At 68.9% G+C, this 18,511-nt stretch carries 16 protein-coding genes and 1 pseudogene; 5 read left to right on the top strand and 12 right to left on the bottom strand.

From position 1 onward, the window contains the following. Positions 1-47: 47 nt before the first annotated feature. Together ACQPWW_RS03410 and ACQPWW_RS03405 are read right to left on the bottom strand one after the other, a co-directional pair. A pseudogene (locus tag ACQPWW_RS03410) lies at positions 48-698 on the bottom strand (transposase family protein). Between the two features lie 39 nt (positions 699-737). Next, positions 738-3,473: an AAA family ATPase gene (locus ACQPWW_RS03405; protein WP_433129039.1), complete on the bottom strand. Its 2,736-nt coding sequence runs from the start codon at positions 3,471-3,473 to the stop codon at positions 738-740. Between the two features lie 695 nt (positions 3,474-4,168). On the opposite strand from ACQPWW_RS03405, the gene ACQPWW_RS03400 reads away from it, so the two are divergent. The 3 genes from ACQPWW_RS03400 to ACQPWW_RS03390 all read left to right on the top strand — a co-directional run bounded on the left by ACQPWW_RS03400 (position 4,169) and on the right by ACQPWW_RS03390 (position 7,823). Beyond that, positions 4,169-4,624 (top strand): SRPBCC family protein, encoded by a 456-nt coding sequence (locus ACQPWW_RS03400; protein WP_433129037.1) that lies wholly within the window; start codon positions 4,169-4,171, stop codon positions 4,622-4,624. Positions 4,625-4,943: 319 nt separating this feature from the next. Continuing rightward, on the top strand, positions 4,944-5,939 hold the full coding sequence (locus tag ACQPWW_RS03395) for an SDR family NAD(P)-dependent oxidoreductase (protein WP_433129035.1): 996 nt from the start codon (positions 4,944-4,946) through the stop codon (positions 5,937-5,939). Positions 5,940-6,332: 393 nt separating this feature from the next. After that, positions 6,333-7,823: a tannase/feruloyl esterase family alpha/beta hydrolase gene (locus ACQPWW_RS03390; protein ID WP_433129033.1), complete on the top strand. Its 1,491-nt coding sequence runs from the start codon at positions 6,333-6,335 to the stop codon at positions 7,821-7,823. Here the strand turns inward: ACQPWW_RS03390 and ACQPWW_RS03385 are convergent. Then, entirely contained in the window at positions 7,811-8,146 is a 336-nt protein-coding gene (locus tag ACQPWW_RS03385) for a hypothetical protein (RefSeq protein WP_433129031.1), read from the bottom strand. The genes ACQPWW_RS03390 and ACQPWW_RS03385 overlap by 13 nt on opposite strands. Positions 8,147-8,364: 218 nt before the next feature. Between ACQPWW_RS03385 and ACQPWW_RS03380 the strand changes: the two genes are divergently transcribed. Beyond that, entirely contained in the window at positions 8,365-8,967 is a 603-nt protein-coding gene (locus ACQPWW_RS03380; RefSeq protein WP_433129029.1) for a VOC family protein, read from the top strand. Between the two features lie 277 nt (positions 8,968-9,244). Here ACQPWW_RS03380 and ACQPWW_RS03375 read toward each other — a convergent pair whose 3' ends face one another. Then, on the bottom strand, positions 9,245-9,628 hold the full coding sequence (locus tag ACQPWW_RS03375) for a nuclear transport factor 2 family protein (protein ID WP_433129027.1): 384 nt from the start codon (positions 9,626-9,628) through the stop codon (positions 9,245-9,247). 108 nt (positions 9,629-9,736) lie between these two features. On the opposite strand from ACQPWW_RS03375, the gene ACQPWW_RS03370 reads away from it, so the two are divergent. Beyond that, positions 9,737-10,660 carry an AraC family transcriptional regulator gene (locus tag ACQPWW_RS03370; RefSeq protein ID WP_433129025.1) on the top strand — a complete coding sequence of 308 codons (924 nt, stop codon included), beginning with the start codon at positions 9,737-9,739 and terminating at the stop codon, positions 10,658-10,660. Between the two features lie 104 nt (positions 10,661-10,764). Here ACQPWW_RS03370 and ACQPWW_RS03365 read toward each other — a convergent pair whose 3' ends face one another. The 8 genes from ACQPWW_RS03365 to ACQPWW_RS03330 all read right to left on the bottom strand — a co-directional run bounded on the left by ACQPWW_RS03365 (position 10,765) and on the right by ACQPWW_RS03330 (position 18,508). Beyond that, the gene (locus ACQPWW_RS03365; RefSeq protein WP_433129023.1) at positions 10,765-11,046 is read right to left on the bottom strand and encodes a hypothetical protein; all 282 of its coding nucleotides are present in this window, start codon (positions 11,044-11,046) and stop codon (positions 10,765-10,767) included. Between the two features lie 135 nt (positions 11,047-11,181). Further along, positions 11,182-11,385, bottom strand: a complete 204-nt coding sequence (locus tag ACQPWW_RS03360; RefSeq protein ID WP_007074326.1) for a cold-shock protein — start codon at positions 11,383-11,385, stop codon at positions 11,182-11,184. A gap of 388 nt (positions 11,386-11,773) precedes the next feature. Beyond that, entirely contained in the window at positions 11,774-12,097 is a 324-nt protein-coding gene (locus ACQPWW_RS03355) for a helix-turn-helix domain-containing protein (protein ID WP_433129020.1), read from the bottom strand. A gap of 980 nt (positions 12,098-13,077) precedes the next feature. Continuing rightward, the gene (locus tag ACQPWW_RS03350) at positions 13,078-13,560 is read right to left on the bottom strand and encodes a GNAT family N-acetyltransferase (RefSeq protein ID WP_433129018.1); all 483 of its coding nucleotides are present in this window, start codon (positions 13,558-13,560) and stop codon (positions 13,078-13,080) included. Between the two features lie 155 nt (positions 13,561-13,715). After that, the gene (locus ACQPWW_RS03345) at positions 13,716-16,250 is read right to left on the bottom strand and encodes a caspase, EACC1-associated type (RefSeq protein ID WP_433129016.1); all 2,535 of its coding nucleotides are present in this window, start codon (positions 16,248-16,250) and stop codon (positions 13,716-13,718) included. 154 nt (positions 16,251-16,404) lie between these two features. Continuing rightward, positions 16,405-17,097 (bottom strand): class I SAM-dependent methyltransferase, encoded by a 693-nt coding sequence (locus tag ACQPWW_RS03340; RefSeq protein ID WP_433129014.1) that lies wholly within the window; start codon positions 17,095-17,097, stop codon positions 16,405-16,407. Next, complete coding sequence (locus tag ACQPWW_RS03335) at positions 17,094-17,837, bottom strand: TIGR04282 family arsenosugar biosynthesis glycosyltransferase (RefSeq protein ID WP_433129011.1); 744 nt, start codon at positions 17,835-17,837, stop codon at positions 17,094-17,096. The genes ACQPWW_RS03340 and ACQPWW_RS03335 overlap by 4 nt, the downstream gene beginning before the upstream one ends. Beyond that, positions 17,834-18,508 (bottom strand): glycosyltransferase family 2 protein, encoded by a 675-nt coding sequence (locus ACQPWW_RS03330; RefSeq protein ID WP_433129009.1) that lies wholly within the window; start codon positions 18,506-18,508, stop codon positions 17,834-17,836. Before ACQPWW_RS03330 ends, ACQPWW_RS03335 begins: the two co-directional genes overlap by 4 nt. Positions 18,509-18,511 lie beyond the last annotated feature (3 nt).

Genomic DNA, 18,511 nt, shown 5'->3' with positions numbered 1-18,511 from the left:
ACAGACGAAACCGGCGGGAGGGGACCGCACGCAAGGAGCTACCGGCGTTATCCATCGAGCTGGTGCCGTACTGAACTCGCGTAGCGGTTGGCCTCGACGTGGTGCAGGACGAGGATGGCCTGCACGATCGTGGTCGCCCGGCGCGGGCAGCAGCGCAGCTTGGCCATGATCTTCCAGGTCTTGAGCGTGGCGATGGCTCATTCAGCGCGTCAATGACGTCGTGGGTCCGGGCGGCGGTCAGGTCGTGGGCTGATCCCGAAAGTGCCGTTGACGCCCCACACGAGCCGGCCGGCGGCCTCGGCGATGACCTCCACGTTCACGCCGTGCCGCTTGTGTTCTCCGGAGTAATACGGCTTCTGATCGGCGACCCGGTCGATCGGGACCAGCGTGCCATCCAGGATGGCCTACGCCAGCCGGCGGATTCGCTGCATGGCGGTGGCCAGATCGGCGGCGGCGGTCGCGAGCAGAGCGATCGCTTCCTGCGCGTAACGCCGGACGGTGGCGACGCCGACCTCGAAGTCAGCGGCGAGGCGGGCGTAGGTGTCGCCGTCGCGAAGGTGTGTCAGCGCGAGCAGGGCCAGCCGCCCCGGGTCGAGACGACGCCACCTGGATCGTTGCTGCTGACGGTGGCTGCGCGGACGCGGTCTGCGGTGCCGGGTATGGGCAGCGCAGCCGAACGAACTCCACGACGCTGCCAACGCCACGATGGCCAGCGGCTTGTATCGATTGCAGCGGCCTCATGGTCGAGGTGTGCTGGAATCGATTGCCGCGCGGAGCTCACGACGGGAACTAATGCCCAGCTTGGTGAAGACCTTGCGCAGGTGCCACTCGACCGTTCGCGCGCTGAGGAACAGCACGGCGCCGATCTCCCGGTTCGTCCGGCCGGCAGCAGCCAATCGGGCGATCTGCGTCTCCTGCGAGGTCAGCTCCTCTGGCATACCCACCGTGCGCTTGCGGACCGTCTCGCCGGTGGCAGCAAGTTCCCGGCCCGCCCGCTGGGCGAACGCCTCCGCCCCCATCACGCTGAACGCCTCGTACGACAACCGCAGCTGGGTTCGGGCGTCGCCACGGCGGTTCGACCGGCGCAGCCACTCCCCGTACAACAGCCGAGCCCGGGCCAGTTGCAGGCCGAGCTGCGTGGTGGCGAGCCGGTCGATGGCCACCCGGTAGCGTTCGTCCGCTTCCGCGTCCGGCCCGACGAGCGCGTCCGCGAGTGCCTGCGTGCCGATCGCCCAATCCGTCGCCACCAGGCTGGTTCGCTCCGCGAGGCGGTCGCGTGCCTGCACTGCGGCAGCGTGCGCACCCGAGTGCGCGGCGGCCTCGATCAGCTCACCGAGCGCCCACTGCTGAACGGCCAGGTCGTCCTGCTCGGCCGCCCAGCGCACGGCGTCCAGCGCCGCCGGGTAGTTGCCGAGCCCGTTGAACAGCACTGCCTTGCTGTAGCCGGCGACGCTGAGCAACCAGCCCATGCCGCCCGTTTCGGCCTCCTTGGCCAAGGCGTCGATCAGCTCGACGGCCGACTCTTCCCGGCCTCGGTAGGCCGCCAGGATGACTGCGGTGGCCGGGTGTGGCGACGGCCCTGCGGCGTACGCGAGAGCCTCGGCCTCCTCGAGCAGATCGGACGCGTCGGCGAACCGCCCGGCGAAGATCAGCGCGGTGGCCCGGAACGTCAGCGCGGTGGGCAGCAGCGACAGCCGCCCCGTCTCGCGGGCGTAGCTCACAACCTGTTCGGTAAGCGTCTGAAAGGCGACGTCGTCCCACACCTCATGCAGAACCAGACCGACCAGCCAGGCCAGGTCCACATCGGTCTCCACAGTGACCGCGCGCAGCGCCCGGGTAAAAAGCGGCACGGCTGCGGCCTGCCCATCCAGGCTCCACGTGGTGAAAGCCGCCAGAAGCAGGCCGGCAGGCTCCGCACCCTCAGACACTCGCCGGGCGGCCTGGGCAATGAGCCGCAGGTCATCCCCGCCGAACCGTCCGGCATTCAAGGCCGCGCCGATCGCAGAAAGATAGGTCGCCCGGGCCGCAGCCGGGTCCAGCGCCTCGAGCCGGCGGGCGGCCTCGAGAAGCGGCGGCACCGCCGCCCGGCCGGAGTTGAGGGCGAACGCGACGCGGGCCCGCAGCCGCTCCACCTCAGCGAGCTGCGCCGGGTCCAGGGAGCTCAGCTCGGCGGCGGCCAGCAGGCCAGCTACCTGTTCGGTGGCACCGGCGGCGAATCGGGCCTGCGCTGCGGCCAGGACCCGCCGGCCGCGGGCCGTGGAATCGGCGGTGAGCTCGGCGGCCCGTTCGAGGAAGGCGGCGGCCGCAGCCCGACCGCCACGGGCCAACGCCCGGCCTGCCGAGCGTTCCAGCTCACCGGCGACCTCCTCGTCCGGCCCCACCGCGGCATACGCCCGGTGCCAGGCGCGTCGATCCGGGTCCTGCTGCGGGTCGGTTACGTCGGCCAGCGCCCGGTGCACCGCGCGCAGTTCGGCGGGATCGGCCGAACGCCGACTCGCCGAGCGCACCAGCGGATGGCGCAGCCGTACCCGGGTGCCCAGCTCGACCAGGCCGGCTGCCTCCGCCGGCACCGCCGCGGCGGGACCGACACCCAGCAGGTCCAAGGCACGCCAGAGCAGCGACACATCACCGACCGGCTCCACCGCGGCGGTCAGCAGCAGCCGCCGGCTGTCGGCCGGCAACGCAGCGATACGCCGCTGGAAGCCCTCCTCTACCCGGCCGGCCAGCGGCGTTCCGCTGCGCCCACCGAATCCGAACGCCAGCTCCGCCGGGGACAGACCGCGGGGCAGCTCGACCAGCGCGAGCGGGTTACCGCGGGTCTCGGCAACGATCCGATCCCGAACCCGGGTGTCGACCAGACCCGGTAGCACCGAGTCCAGCAGCGCGCGCGCGTCCGCGTCGGGCAGGCCGTCGACGCGCAGTTCGGGCAGGCCGCCCAGCAGTTGCTCATTGGTGGGGCTGCGCACGGCGAAGAGCAACGCGACCGACTCCGCGTCCAGACGGCGGGCGACGAAGGTGAGGATGATTTCGGACATCCGATCCAGCCACTGCGCGTCGTCCACGACACAGACCAGAGGTTGCTCGGCCGCCGCCTCGGCGAGCAGGCCGAGCACGGCGAGACCGACGAGCAGCCCTTCCGGCGGACGACCTGCCTGGAGGCCGAACGCGGTAGCGAGCGCGTCCCGCTGCGGTCCGGGAAGCCGATCCAGGTGTCTCAACAGCGGAACGCACAGCAGCTGAAGCGTCGAGTACGCCAGGTCGGTCTCCGCCTCGACGCCCGCGGCCCGCACGACGCGATCGGTCGGTGTCCGCTCGGTCACGTAGTCCAGCAACGCGGTCTTGCCCACCCCGGCCTCGCCGCGCAGCACCAGCACACGGCTCTGGCCGGCCTGGACGTCGCGCATCAGCCGATCGAGCAGGTCGCGCTCACGGTGCCGGCCGAGCAGTTCGAAACCCATGTTGTCACTCGGCACGTTGGTCCCCCAGCCGAAATTACTACACCGCGAACGGCCACCGCGCGGGTGGGCCGGACAGCACGCGAAGTGGCATCCAGAGAACGCGGGGTACGACTCTGACCCGGCGTGAGTTCCGGCACCAGGTCTTGTTCATCTCGTACCGCCGGGAGGCGTTGATCGGGGACCACGGCCCTTGCGCCCCTACCGGGTGCTGCCGCCGCAAACCCGACGGCAGCGCCCCTGAGGGGCAGTGGCTTCGGCATACCCGCTTAGTGGGCGGACAAGCACTCGGGGTCCTGTGGCAGGGTGCCCGACAGGTGACACGAGACAGCGTATGTAGAGCGGACGTGCCGTCTCGCGCGTGGTGCGGTGGTCGGTGCGGCCCGCGCGGTTGTCGCAGCACAGCGCGGCGCAGGCCGCCGATGTCGTGGTCGACACCTTCCGCCCGGAACCGGATGTCCAGGGACGAACGACCACATCCGCACCTGATCCCTGGGCTCAACCCGGCCACGCTCGCGGCACAGTGCGAAAGCCGGCGCGCAGGCGGTCACCCACCGGCCGAGCAGGCAGCGCGCTACTCGCGATCATTTGTGGGCGGGTCATGGGGCGTCAACCAGTGAGTTGAGGCGGAGAACCAGGGTGTAACACGGGCTCGTCGGACTCCGCGGTCGGAGAGTCTGGGAGGACGTCAGTCGGAGATCCAGGAGAAGGCAATGTCCACGATCCATTTTCTTGAAAAGACCACCGCGACGCCGGAGCAGGTTCTTGCCGCACTCACCGACTTCGGGCCGGGCCGGTCGGAGATATTCGGCAACAGCGCCGACGAATATCTGAAGGTGCATGGCCAGGGTCCTAGCTGGGCTGACGTCACGGAAGGCTCGGGCGGTATCTGGGAGCGGCTGCGCTACGACTGGTCGAATCCCCGCCGTGTCACCATGACGACGACCGACTCCAACCTCTGGGGCGGCCAGTCGGGTCACACCTATACGTTGCGGCCGCAGCCGGACGGGACGACGGTCCTGGACGTCGTGGTGGTTCGCGAGGGCAAGAACCTCAAGGGCCGCTTGACCGGCGTTGTGCTGGGCTCGGTCGGCAAGGGCGTGCTGGGTAAGGCGTTGAAGAACACGCTCAGAGCCATCGAAGCCCGCAGCACGGCCATCGCTGGTTGACCACACGCTCCGCGCCGCGGGCGTGGCACGGCCGCACCCCTGGGCCAACCGACGGTGGCACGCCTGATTGGTCAGGCGTCGGCCGACGCCACGGATGATCTGCTCCTCCCCCGGTTGCTGGACCACGCACTGGGGTGAGCGGCGCCAGCGTGAATTTCGATTGCCAGTCGGCAAACGGCGGCCCACCACGTGCGTGCCGGGGCGGTCCTGCACCGAGACGGTGCTCAGGATCCAGACGAGCTGGCCGGGCACGACGGTGAGGTTCGGCGTACTTACCAAGGTTTTGCGCCCCTCAGGGTCCGCAGAAAGGACTGACACAGTGACGGCACAGCGCCCCATCAGCTCGGGATTCACCGCTTCCTCCACAACCCGGGACGTTCTGGCCTCGGTCGACCTGACCGGCAAGACCGCGATCGTGACCGGCGCCAACTCCGGACTGGGACTACAGACCGCGCTGGCGTTGAGCTCTGCGGGCGCCCACGTCGTGGTCCTCGACCGCGACGTCGCCAATGCCCGGACCGCATTGGCGGCGGAGTCCGCGGAATATGCGGTCATGGACCTCAGCGAACCGGCCTCGATCGACAGCGTGGCAAAGGAGTTCGTCGACTCCGGCCGGCCCGCGCACATCCTGGTCGCCTCGGCGGGAATCATGGCCGCCCCGTTCGCACGCGACTCGCGCGGCAACGAACTCCAGCTGTCGATCAACTATCTCGGTCACTTTCAGCTCGCAGCCCGGCTGTGGCCGGCTTTGCAGGCCGCAGTGGGCGCTCGCGTCGTGACCCTCACCTCGCTCGGGCACCGTCACTCGCCCGTCGTGTTGGACGACCCGAACTTCACACACCGCGAGTACGACCCCTGGATTGCGTACGGCCAGTCCAAGACGGCCATGTCGCTGTTCGCAGTCGAACTCGACCGGCGCGGACAGGCAGATTGTGTACGCGCCTTCGCCGCCCATCCCGGCAGCATCGTCGCCACCGGACTGAAGCAGTATCTGACGACCGGGCAGCTGGCGGCGGCCGGTATGGCCAACCCCGACGGCAGCCCGATCCTCGACCCGAGCAAGCAGCTCAAGACACCCGAACAGGGCGCCGCAACGCCGGTATGGTGCGCCACGAGCCCGCAGCTCGCCGGGATAGGCGGCGTCTACTGCGAGAACTGTGACATCGCGGAACTCGCCCGCGACACCGATGCCGACACCGCGCACCTCGGCGGCTTCAACGACCTTTCGGGGGTCGCGCCGCACGCGATCGACCCAGCCCAGGCCAGGCGCTTGTGGACGCTCAGCGAGGAGCTGACCGGCGTCGACCTCCTCTAGAAACAACCGACACCGGCGTCCACGAGCCCGCGAGATCCCGAGGTCGCGGAGAATTGGTTCGCGCGGCCGGGCTGCGGACGCCGGTCGCGGGCTGCATCGACGTCGGTGTCGGTTGCGGGGTCCAAAGCCTTCGCAGGTCGGGCCCTGCAGCCACAACGCTCAACCACTCGCCAAGTCCCCGTGGACCGGGTCGGGAAGCAGCCCGGCCACGGGAAAGCCGGCCATGCCGCGGACCGGAATCACGCCCGGGAGTTCCCGGGTCCTCGGCCAGGGTGCACACCAGTGCCTCACCCTGGGGTCACGTCGCCCCGGTTCGGTGAGGGTATGGGTATGAAACGACGCTTGATGATTCTGATGGCCGCGGCAGTTCCGCTAGCGGCCTCCCTCACGCCCGTGGCTGTCAACGCCGCCACGCGCGACGGCGGCACGACCGCCGCTACCACCTGCGCCGCCGTTCCGGTCTCCGCGCCGTCTGGCACCACAGTGGTGTCGGTCAAGGCTGTCTCCAAGGCCGGCGGCGACTTCACGTTCCCCTCCACCCCGGGGCTCCCGCAGAATCCGCCGATCAACGCCGTGCCTGCCTGGTGCGACATCAATGTCGTCGTGACTCACCCGGGCGCGAACGACACCGTCACCATCAAGGTCTCGCTCCCCCAGGATGCCAAAGACTGGAACGGGCGTTTCCAGGCCACCGGCGGCAGCGCTTACTCCGCCGGCGACCTCAGCGATCTGAGCGTCCCGCTGATCAGCGCGGTCAAGGGCGGATACGTCGGCGCGGCCACCGACGCTGGCGTCAAGACCGGCCTCGACGCCAGTTGGGGGCTCACCGCCGACGGAAAGATCAACACCGGGCTGCTCACCAACTTCGCCTCCCGCTCGGTGCACGACATGGCGGTCATCGGCAAGGACGTGGCGACCAAGTTCTACCAGCGCGCCGTTACGTACTCGTACTTCACCGGCTGCTCGACCGGCGGCCGCCAAGGCTACGCGGAGGCACAGAACTACCCGACGGACTTCCAGGGCATCCTCGCGAACGCGCCGGCGATCGAGTGGAACCGGTTCGAGATCGCCACGCTGTGGTCGCAGGCCGTCTACAACGAAGAGAAGGTCGCCCCGTCGCAGTGCGAACTGGCCGCCTTCAACACCGCTGCAGTCACGGCCTGCGACACCCTCGACGGCGTCAAGGACGGCGTCATCGACAACCCGCAGGACTGCAAGTGGGACGCCCGTCGCCTGGTCGGCCAGAAGGTCGTCTGTGAAGGCGAGGAAATCACCATCACCAACGCGGTCGCCGACGCGGTCAACAAGATCTGGGCCGGCCCGGTCTCACCGTCCGGCAAGAAGCTCTGGTACGGCCAGAACAAGGGCTCCGCGTTCAACTTCATCGCCAACCCCGGCGCGCCCTTCCAGGTGCCCGACCAGTGGGCCAAGTACTTCGTGACGAAGAACCCGTCGTTCGACAGCACCAAGCTCACCTACAAGACGTTCACGCAGCTCTTCACCTCGGCGACCAGGCAGTACGACGCCATCATCGCCAACAACGACCCGAACCTGTCGACCTTCGCCGAGGCTGGCGGCAAGCTGCTCACCTGGCACGGCCAATCAGACCAGCTGATCCCGACCCAGGGCACTGTCGACTACCGCAAGCACGTCAACGCCGCCTTCGGCGGTAACAAGCGCGTCGACGACTTCTACCGCCTCTTCCTGCTGCCCGGCGTCGACCACTGCGGAACGCCGCTCTTCAGCACCGGTCCGCTGATCAACCCGGGCGCCGACCTCGACGCCCTGGTCAACTGGGTGGAAAAGGGCCAAGCCCCGGCGACTCTCCCAGCCACGTCCCTAGATGGCAAGACCGCTAGCAACATCCACCACTACCCGCGGTGACTTGCCACACCGGCCACGACAACACCACCCAGGCGGAAAAGTGCCGCGGCGTCGCGGTCTGACCTAAACCGCACCAACCACGGCGGCCCCGGATCGACGTCCGGGGCCGCCACTCGCGAGGCCACCACGTCGATGAGCGGGTGGGCGATCAGGAGGACGACGGTGATGGCGGTGAGCGAGTCGCTGCCGGCCGAGAATCCGGTAGCCCAGACGATCGCGACGAGACCACGGACGAGGTAGATGCCGAGGAGGGGAGACATGACGTGCTGGTCGGCGTGACCCATCACCGGCGCCGCTGTCGCCGAATTCCTCCGCGCGGCCACGATCGCGATCGTCGGGGAGGTCCCGCTCCGGCGGATGCGCCACGCGATTCCCGCGTTTCCCACCCGGAGCGAGATCCGGCTGCACCTGTTCAACGCGCTGGCCCGGTGAGGCCCAGGGCACCTGCCAGGGGTTCTCCCTGGGGCGACACCTGAGTCCGGTGCGCGACGGTGAGGACCGGACGCCGAACGGCATCCTGCGCAGCGGAGGAGTGAAGATCGTGGATTTCAAGCTCGAGGTCATCGTCCTGCCGGTCTCGAACGTGGACCGGGCCAGGGATTTCTACCAAAAAATCGGTTTCCGGCAGGACGTGGACTATGTCGCCCCGGACGGCTTCCGCGTCGTGCACTTCACCCCGCCCGGCTCGGCTTCCTCGCTGATCATTGGGGAGGGAGTGTCCGATGCCGCACCCGGATCGGTGCAGGGTGTACACCTCGTGGTGGACGATGTCGTCGCCGCCCGGGCCGAGCTGGTCGCCCGTGGGATCGAGGTGAGCGAGGTCTTCCACGACGCCGGTGGCGTGTTCCACCACGCCGGCACGCGGGACCGGGTGACCGGCCCTCAGCCTGATCGGCGGTCGTACAGCTCGTTCGCGTCTTTCAGCGACCCAGACGGCAACGGCTTCGTGCTCCAAGAGGTCACCGCGCGGCAGCCGGGACGTACCACCCACGTCGTCTACGGCTCGGTGACCGAGGTGGAACAGGCTCTGCGCGACGCCGCTGTGGCCCACGGCCAGCACGAGGCAGAGCTCGGTCACGAGGACCCGGACTGGCCGACCTGGTACGCCGACTACATGGCGCGGGCCGCCGGCCTCGGCTCCTGACTCCGGCACGGTCCCTCGCGCTGTCGACGCGCGAGGGACCGCAACCCTGAGCAGGCCGTACGCGGGTTTGGTGAGCTCACTTGGTGCACCCTCCGTCGGGAGAGGTTACGTGCCGAGTAACACCGAAAGTCTCGTATCGCGGAGGCGGTGGCGCGAGTGGGAAACGCCCGACCGGCTGCTGCGCGATGGCTCGGGGTCCAGGTCAGACGGATCCCGAGGAGCATTCCGCAATGAAACGGAACGCCCTACTGTCGGCGCACGCCTCGATGGACCACGCCTAGTCGAGCGGTCGGTTGTATTCGTGAAAGCCCACGACCTTGCCATTTCGGACCATGACGTGAATGCAGTGTCGGGCCGCGTACGGCTCGTTGAAGAAGCTACCTCGAGCCCAGTCCTCGAAGACGACGCGATCCTCAGCGACGGTCTTGGAAATCACCTCAACCTTGTCGAACCGGCTGACGCCGGGTGTGAACACGCTGAAGAACCCGACCAGCTTTTCCCGCCCCTCGGACCCGGTGAAATGACCGGTCTGCGGGGCCGGGAGGATCACGTCCACCTCAGCGTCGAACAGGTCGAAGAAGCTCTCCCATGAACCAGTCTGGAACCCTTGAATCAGGGCATCATACGCCTTGTCGGCAATCACCTGAACGTCGTCGCTCATCGTCTACCCTCCGCGTTGTTCATTGCCAGATCCAAGATTAGCTTCCTGGGTTGCCCACAATGCATGCGAGAAGCGCCAGAATTATTTCGCGATCGTCCCGGAGTCTAAATGGATCCCCTGTCCCATGTACTGGCCCTGTCGAACATCGAAGGTGCCGTCTGCGCGGAGCTGCGAGCCGGCGGTAAGTGGGCGATCGCCTTCCGCGGTCAGATGCACGTGAAGTTCGGAGTGGTGCTCTCCGGAGCCTGTTGGCTCACCGTGGAGACCGTCAAGGCACCGCTGCACCTGCGGCAGGGCGACTGCTACCTGGTGGTCGGCGGTCAGGATTACCAGCTTGCCAGCACTCCGGGGATCACCGCCGTGCGTTCGGAGGAGATCTGGACGTCAGGCGAGGACCTCGGCTACGGCGGCGACGGCCATGACACCACCCTGGTCGGCGGGCGCCTGCATTTCGACCGCGCCAACGGCGAACTGCTGCTCAACGCACTTCCGTCGGTCGTACACCTCGCCGCCGACGCGGACCCCACCGGCGTGCTTCGGGCGACGATCCAACTCATGAGGTACGAGACGGCCGCGCCCCGGCCGGGACAGACGCTCATGCTCGACCATCTGGCGCGCATCATCCTGCTGCACGGGCTGCGCGCTCATTTGACCGCCAGCACCGCTGGACCTCCCGGTGAGCGCGCGCATGTGGCGGCGCTGCTCGATCCCGGGGTGGACGCGGCCCTGACAGTGATGCATGACGACGTCGCGCGCGCCTGGTCCGTTGACGAGCTCGCGAGAACGGCGCGGATGTCACGGTCAGGCTTCGCGGAGAAATTCAAGGCGGGCGTCGGGGAGAGCCCTGGTAGGTACCTGCTGAGCCTGCGCATGCACACGGCCAAGCAGATCCTGCTGAAGTCCGACCGGACAGTCTCCTCGGTCGCCGCCGAGTTGGGCTACAGCTCCGAGGCCGCCTTCAGTACCGCCTTCAAACGGGTGATGGGAGCGTCCCCTCGGGACTACCGGACCTCCCGCACCGCCGGTGACTAGAGCGTGGGTTGTCGAGCCGGGAGGGCAACGCTACTTCGAGCCGAGCAAACCCCTCTTGAGCCTCTCCCCGCGGTTGAGCCGGTGCAGTGCTTTGAGGATGGTGATCAGAATGGTGCGGGTCCGCGTCCTGCCAACGACATCAACATCTGCGTGGCGAGTAGCTTGCGAATGCCGGTGACGGCGACTGTCCCCACCCGATCGTAGGGCAGCTCCAGTTGCAGCCCTTCGACTGCGTTGCGAAGGTCTGTCGTGATCTCGTCCGGCCGGAACGTGCCGCCCCAGCCGTTGAGTCCTCCGCGCTGGTTGGTGCTGAGGGAAGCCATGCCGGAGATGCAGGCGCCGTCGACCAGGATCAGCTTCGCAGGACCCGAGTAGGTCGTCGTCATAGTCACCAACCCTTCAAGATGCAACGCCGTACACCCTTCTGCCGAGCAGACGAGTTTCGCGATGCCCTGGTGAGCGCATGAAACGCCGAACGGCGGCCCGCTGAACCAGTCGGACCGCCGTTCGCAAGCTGTGGATCAGAGCGGGCGGATGTTCTCCGCCTGCGGGCCCTTCTGGCCCTGGGTGATGTCGAACTCCACCTTCTGGTTCTCGTCGAGGCTGCGGAAGCCGCTCGCCGAGATCGCGGAGAAGTGGGCGAAGACGTCAGCGCCGCCGCCGTCCGGGCTGATGAAGCCGAAGCCCTTGTCGGCGTTGAACCACTTCACGGTGCCTGTAGTCATGTCTGCTCCTTCGCAGGCTGTCAGAGACCGCACTTTGCGGACCCTTACGCCGCCGCGTTGATCACCCGCGTCGAAACGACACGAAAAACGAAAAGCGCCTGGATGGGTTTCAGATGCCCCATCAGGCGCCGGAAAACGTCTACGGAAATCAAAACTGCAACTCGGTTACCGTAGCACGTGATCCGCCGTCGATCCCATGGGGGTGCGAGGACGTTGATCCTGTCCGAGAAGGACCACGTCCTGGCAGATAAGAAGAACGCTGTTCAGCTGCCGCAGCCAACGGCGGCGGAGGTGGAGTTCGCTCAGCACCTCGACTGGCACGGCGGGCGCAGCGAAAACCGGCGTACCCGCGCTGGCGGGCCAGCCGGCTCAGCGCCCGCCGACGACCTCACCCCTCAGTGCGCCGCGTCCGATGCTGCTGGGTCTGGTTCTGCCGGAGGGCTTCCTCGAGTTGGTCTTCGAGGATGATGATCCGGCAGGCGGCCTCCAGGGCGGTGCCCTGGTCGACCATCTCCCGGGCACGGGCGGCCAGGCGAAGCTGGTAGCGGGAGTAGCGGCGGTGCCCGCCGCTGGAGCGGTGCGGGTTGATCAGTTTGGCCTCGTCCAGGCGGCGCAGGAAGTCCTGCGTGGTGCCGAGCATTTCCGCGGCTTGGCCGATGGTGTAGGCCGGGTAGTTCTCGTCGCCGAACATGTCATCCGGGCCTTGCCCCATTTCACCTCCACGTCGAGGGCCCCGGCGCTGACGCGCCGGGGCCCAGGGTTACGGGTCAGAACACCATCTGCCGAACGGAACGTCGGCTTGTCGTATCCGCACCAGCCGCAACTGACGGCTTCGGGTGCGAGGATCGCGTATGCGTGACCGGAGACCACCTCTCGTTCGATGGAAACTGCGGTGTCCGCCCGGCCTGACATGACGGCCGACGGCGGGCGATCCAACGGTGTACGGCCCTCCCTTTCCTCTGCCTACTTCTTTCCCTTGCTGACGTACGGTCCGCCGGTGCCGGAGCCCCACGCGACTTCATGGCCCCCACACGTACGGCGAACAACAGGTAGAGCCACAGAAGACCCTCGGCCCCACCTGCACTCCGGCTCGCATTACGCCGGACTGTGCTCTTACTGCCTTCGGTAGAGGGAGCGATGGAACCTGCTCCACTCCTCGCCGCCCGGCGTGCTCTCACGGCCGGACAGCCCGTCTGCGTTCTAACGGATCTTTACTCTCGACTTGAAGAAGAGTATGCCACACCGCAGAAGATGTCTAGTCTCTTCAGCCTAGATTTACCGGTCGCCGTCCGAACCTCAGGCGTCGGTGCAGTACCTGGAGGGCGCCGCCCAGCTTGCCGGGTACGGCTGCTGAACCCGGACCAGCGCGCGGCGCTCCGGCTTGCTCTTGGGATACGAGGAGGTGCTGACCGCCACGGCGGGGAAGCTGAACGTGACGATCCCCGCGGTGATCACCTACCGCTCGTACCTGATAGCCGAGTACGCCGCCGCGCCGCGCTGACACCACCTTGGCCAGCGGGCGGCGCCGCTGCTCCGCGACGCGCACCCAGGCACCATGCCTGCCTGGCTATCCGTCGCCCGATGCCATGCCACGAAAGGGCAACCGGTACCGGCGACGACATGATGATTGGACAGGCGACGTCGATTCATTCCGAGTAGAGGGCGTCAGCACGGCCAGTGACATGAACTGGTCTACGTCGCGGTGGTGGTCACAGGCCACGAGTAGTTGTAGACGATACAGCCCCTGTAGACCGCGATCTTGTCGTACAACGCGCGAGCGTCGGCGTCGACCTCGGTGTTCCAGTACAGGCGCGGGGCACCGTGCTCGGCGGCATCCTGCGCCACCCATTCGATCATTGCTGTCGCAATACCACGCCGTCGTAGGTGCGGATCGACGAACAAATCAGCCAGATAACATCTTCCGGCACCCCATACGCTTGCGTGAAACAAGTAATGGGCGATGCCAACCATTTCGCCGTCGAGCCTTGCGCAGATACCACGAATCTGCTCACCGCCGACCAAGCGTCGCCAAGTCTGTTCGTATCCATCGTCGTCAACCTCAGTCGCGGGCCGACCCGGCCGTCCAGCCCAGTGCGCGTGGAAACTTCGGGTCAGCCTCTCCCACTCGTCTCGGTCGAGTTCAGTCAACGGGCCGATGCTCACCACGGATGCCATCCTCACATCAACTCCAGCGCCCGGCGTACCCAGAGCGAGCTGGGCGCCACACGCCCCTCGTGCGCCTCACCGACGTCGGCATCCTGATCAACAAGGCCGGGGTCCACCTGAGCGGAGATCAATTCCTCCTGTTCTGGGTTGGAGGTCGAGCCGGGTCACTTCCAGCGGTCGAGGCTCCCTGGGTGTGCCCGCGAGGCGCCGAACAGCGCGTACGCGAGCACACCGACGCCAGCGCTGGCGGTCATGCCCACCAGGTACCGGGCGAGTAGGTACTGCGCTGGGGGTGCGTAGTGGCCGTCCGCGACGAACCCGATGGCTACTGACGCGGCGACCGCGACGCCGACGACGACCGCCCAGCCGGTCCGCCGCCCGCGGATCAGCGCCACGAGCGTGAACGCCGCTGTGACAAGTAGCGCCAGCCATCCGGCGCACCACAGTGCGGTCGCCCAGTTGTGGCCGGCCTGGGCGTACGTCGATGCCACGTTGCCCAGGCCGACGACGGCGGTCGGCCCGTAGGCAACGCTGTGCTGAGGCCGGATGAGGCCGAACGTGCTTGCGCTGCCGTCGGATACGGGATCGAGTATCGCTGCCCCGGTCAGCGACACGGCGAGGGCGACGACGACGGTCAACAGCAGACCGGGATGGCGCAGCCCGCGCCACGCCCGCCGCCTGGGCGCCCGCGCCGGGCCGAACAGCGCGAACCAGAGCATCGGCGGCACGCTGACCGCCAGCCGGAGCAGGAATCCGTTGGGACCTTCGGCGGCGGCGTGGCCGTCGAACCACACAACACCGCTGCGCACCACACCGTGGTCGTAGACGGTGTCGCTGAACAGCGTGAGTAGTGCCTGGCCCAGCGTGATCGCCACGACCGCGGCCATCCCGGCCGCCCAGCGCCACTCCTGCGACCGCACCGCCGTGACCAGGGCGATCGCCGCGACGACCGGAACGACGGCGAGCACATTGATGCCGGAGAAGTTGCGGGCGTCGTAGCCGACGATCACCATCTCGACGGCTTGGATGATCGCTATCAGCCCGACGGCCACCAGAATGGCGAACAACGTCGGATGCGCCATCGTCGTGGGCCACCGCCAGGCCGCCGGGGCCGCCGCCGGCGGCTCATCACGTACGCGTGGCGCGGCCACCGCTGGCTTCGGCGCTGTCTCGGGTGACGGTGTTGGCGCTGGGATGGGTGCCGGTGCCGGGGTCGCCGCCGGGGTCGGTGTTGGCGCTGGGATGGGTGCCGGTACCGGGGTCGCCGGTGCCAGTGCCGGGGTGCGCGCCCGAGCCGGTTCCTGACCCGGTGCGGGGTCGGGTCGCGCGGCCGGAACGGGCAGCCGGACCGGCGGGACCGTGCCGTCCAGCGCGCCCGCCGCAGCCGCCCGCACGCGCGCGCTGTCGTCCTCGTCGCGCAGCCGGCGCAGCTCGGTCGAGGCGCGCTCGGCGAGGTTCGCGTTCGGTCCGCCGCGGAGCCGGCGCAGCGCGGTCACCGCCTCCAGGCGCAGGGCTACCCGTTCGCTTGCCAGGTCGGCCAGCACCGACGCGGGCAGAGCTGCGGGCCGGACGCTGCGGGCGACGGTCAGACTGCCCTCTACGCCGAACGTCCATTTCATCGGCGTCTGACCCGGGGTCCGCTCACGGACCTGCCGGTAGGTGTAGTCGTAGAGTTCGTCGACGGAGATCTCGCCGTCGCCGCCGAGGTCCGCCTCTCCGGTGGCCAGCCCGTTGACCAGCGCCGTGGTGAAAACCGACGTTCCGGCCTCGACGCGGGCCAGATCGCCGCCCTCGAACGCGTACTCGGTCGCGCTGGACGCGGTGAGCACGATCCGGCCGGTGCCGGTGTTGAACTCGTCGCCGATGTGAACGCTCCGGTCGGCGCGGGCCGTCACACCCCGATTGAACGCGCCGCTGTAGCAGCAGTCCAGCACCAGGATCACGCGCTTGGACTGGGTCTGCACCATCTGGTCGTTCACGAACGCGGCAGCGACCCCGGTAGCGCTCAACGTCTTCAGGTCGGTGTCGCGCGCGGCCAGGTAGAGCCGGCCGTGCGGGTCCTTCACGCCGTGGCAGGAGAAATGCAGCAGCAGCAGGTCGTCGCGGTCACGGTCGGTGAAGAATCCCGCGACATGCCGCCGGACGGTGCGCTCGTCGGCATCCATCAGCAGCTCGACGTCGAAGCCGCCGATCGCCGGGTCGCCGAGCACCCGGGCAAGCGCGTCCGCGTCGCGGGTCGGAGCGCGCAACGCGGCGAGTGCCGGATCGTCGTACCGGGCGTTCGCGATCACGAGCGCCCGCCGCCGCCCGGTCACGAGTCGGCCGGGTTGAGCCAGGAGCGCTGCCACGATCGGCGCGACGTCACTATCGGCGGCGACCTCCACATCGACCCCGGCTACGGTCAGCCGCACCCGGCGGCGGCCGGCGACGCGGGCGAGGCAGCCGCGGATCGCCTCCACTACCTTCGTGAGGGCCTCTACGGTCTGCACGGCGGTGACGATGAACGCGATCACGCCGAGCAGCTCGATCCCCCGGGCACCATCGGGCGCGGTGCCGGTCGCCGCCGCGTCGATCCGCGTCGCGCCCGCGTCGGCCAGCGCCAGCCGCAGCATCCCCGCCAGCTCGTCGACGCCGTCCGGGCCCGCACCGTCCTCGGCGGACACGACCAGAGAGAAGTCGGAAACGCGGGGGGCAGTCATGCAGACCTCGCCTGGAGACGGTGGACTTCGTGAAGGCAACGCGAAGCAGCGCCGACAGAGCGTAGTTCTCCAATGGCGAACGTTGGACCGCTGCTGCTGAATCCCGACAGGTTCGGGACAATGAATCAGAACCACACCTCCCCAGGCACCGAACTCAATCCACTGGGCCGACCGCGCCAGAATTGTCTGCGGTCAACTCGCCGAACCAGCGGCGATCGAGGCGGAACACCTCGCGGACCGTGAGCCCGCCCGCCGATGCCACTCCGGCGACCGCCGTCGTGTCGAGCCGCGCCCAGCGGAAGGGTGGCCCGAGGCGTGATCCACCGCCGGCGGCCTGGAGGGCCAGTTGGGTCTGACCGCACCACAGTCCGGGACCTGGTGGTTCGAGTTCGACGAGCACGGTGCCGCCGGGGCGCAGAAGGTCGTGGCACCGGCCGAGCAGGGCGACGGGGTCACCGCCGATGCCGATGTTCCCGTCGATCAACAGCACGTGCGCCCAGCGTCCCTCGGCGGGCAGCGGGGCGAGGACATCCCGCTGGAGGGCGATCGCGCCTCGGGCCCGGGTCAGACGGACCGCCTGCGCGGAGATGTCGACCCCGACTGCTGTCACTCCGGCGCGGGTGAGTGCCAGTGTGAGCCGGCCTGGGCCGCAGCCCAGGTCGAGAGTTGGGCCGGCGCACCGGGCGACGAGTGCGACCACCGCCGGTTCGGCGGGGCCGTGCCACCGGCGTACCGGTAGGCGGCTGCGCCAACCGTTGTCGCCGTGCACAAGCCAGTGGTCGGCGGTGCGGCGCCGCAGCGCGCTGCCGAACGCCTCGGTCGGTATGGCCCGTACGCCGCGGCTCACCGTGGGATCCCGGGCGTCAGGCTGTGCTGGACCGCCGCGACCTCGCGCGCGAACCGGTTACGCGTGCCGTGCTGCTCCGGACGGCTCTCGGGTTGGGTCGTGGCCTGGTACCCGGACTGCCAGTGCACACACAGAGCGGCCACCGCCAACGCGTCGGGCCACTCGTCGACGTCGCGGAGCAGGGGTAGGCGATCTACGCGCAGACCCTGCGTGCGCAGGGCCTCGATGGTGTGGTGTCCGGTCAGTGCGGTGGACATCGGCACGGTCCGCAGCACTGCGGCGTGCCGGGGGTCGTGCAGACCCAGAGCCCACCATCCGCCGTCGATGGCAGGGCCGAGCACGGCGTCGGTCAGGGTGAGGCGGTGGACGGCCGCGTCGAGTTGCGCGGGGGTCAGCTGCGGCGTGTCCATGCCGATCTGGAGCACCGACCGACCCGGGAAGGCGCCAGCCACGTCGGCGTGGGCGTTGGCGAGACGGTCGCCGAGGTCGGTGCCGCGTTGCGGCAGGATCTGCCAGCCGGCGATCGCGGCGGTCAGCTCGGCGGCCTCCTCGGCGTCGGCCAGCCGCCCGTGGAGGGCGAGGACGGGTGTCACACCGGGCGTGGCGCGTACGGTGTCCAGACTGTCCAGTAGCGCCGCGGCGGCGATCCGGGCCGCCTGAAGGTGGCTGGCCGGTGGACAGAGGCGGGTCTTCACCGCCCCGGGCACGGGTGCCTTCGCCATCACCAGCAGGACGGTCACCGCGACCGCTCCACAGTGCGCAGGACCCCGGCGAAGTCCCGGGTCGCGCGGAGCGTGCCGCGTACCGAGCCGGAGACCTTCGACCGGGTGCCGGCGGCGCGGTGCGAGTACCGCACGTCGAGTTCCCGGATCCGCCAGCCCGCGGCTGCGGCGCGGATGAGCAGCTCCAACGGGTATCCGAAGGCGCGGTCGGTGACTCCGAGGCCGAGCAGCGGGTCGCGGTGGGCCACCCGGATCGGGCTGAGATCGCGCAGCGGTATGCCCCGGTGTCGCAGCAGTGCCGCGACCAGCGCGGTGCCGGCTCGGGCATGCCACGGCCAGACCCCGGCGGCGACGGGCCGACGACGACCGACCACCAGGTCGGCCGATCCGCTGGCCACCGGCGCGACAAGCGCCGGGAGTTGTGTCGGATCGAACGAGCCGTCGGCGTCGAGCACACAGACCAGTGCGGCCTCGGCCGCCAGCAGGCCAGTGTGTACGGCGGCGCCGTAGCCCCGGCGTGCCTCGTGGACGACGCGGGCGCCGTGCCGGGCCGCGACCTCCGGTGAGCCGTCCCGGGAGCCGTTGTCCACCACTATCGCCCGGTAACCGGGCGGCAGGGCGGTCAGTACGCCGGGCAGCGCCGCGGCCTCGTCGAGACACGGCAGTACCACGTCGATCGGTGCTGGCATACC

The sequence above is a fragment of the Micromonospora sp. CA-240977 genome, assembly GCF_050942285.1.
Taxonomy (GTDB): Bacteria; Actinomycetota; Actinomycetes; order Mycobacteriales; family Micromonosporaceae; genus Micromonospora.
This window is presented reverse-complemented; position numbering and strand designations above follow the sequence as displayed.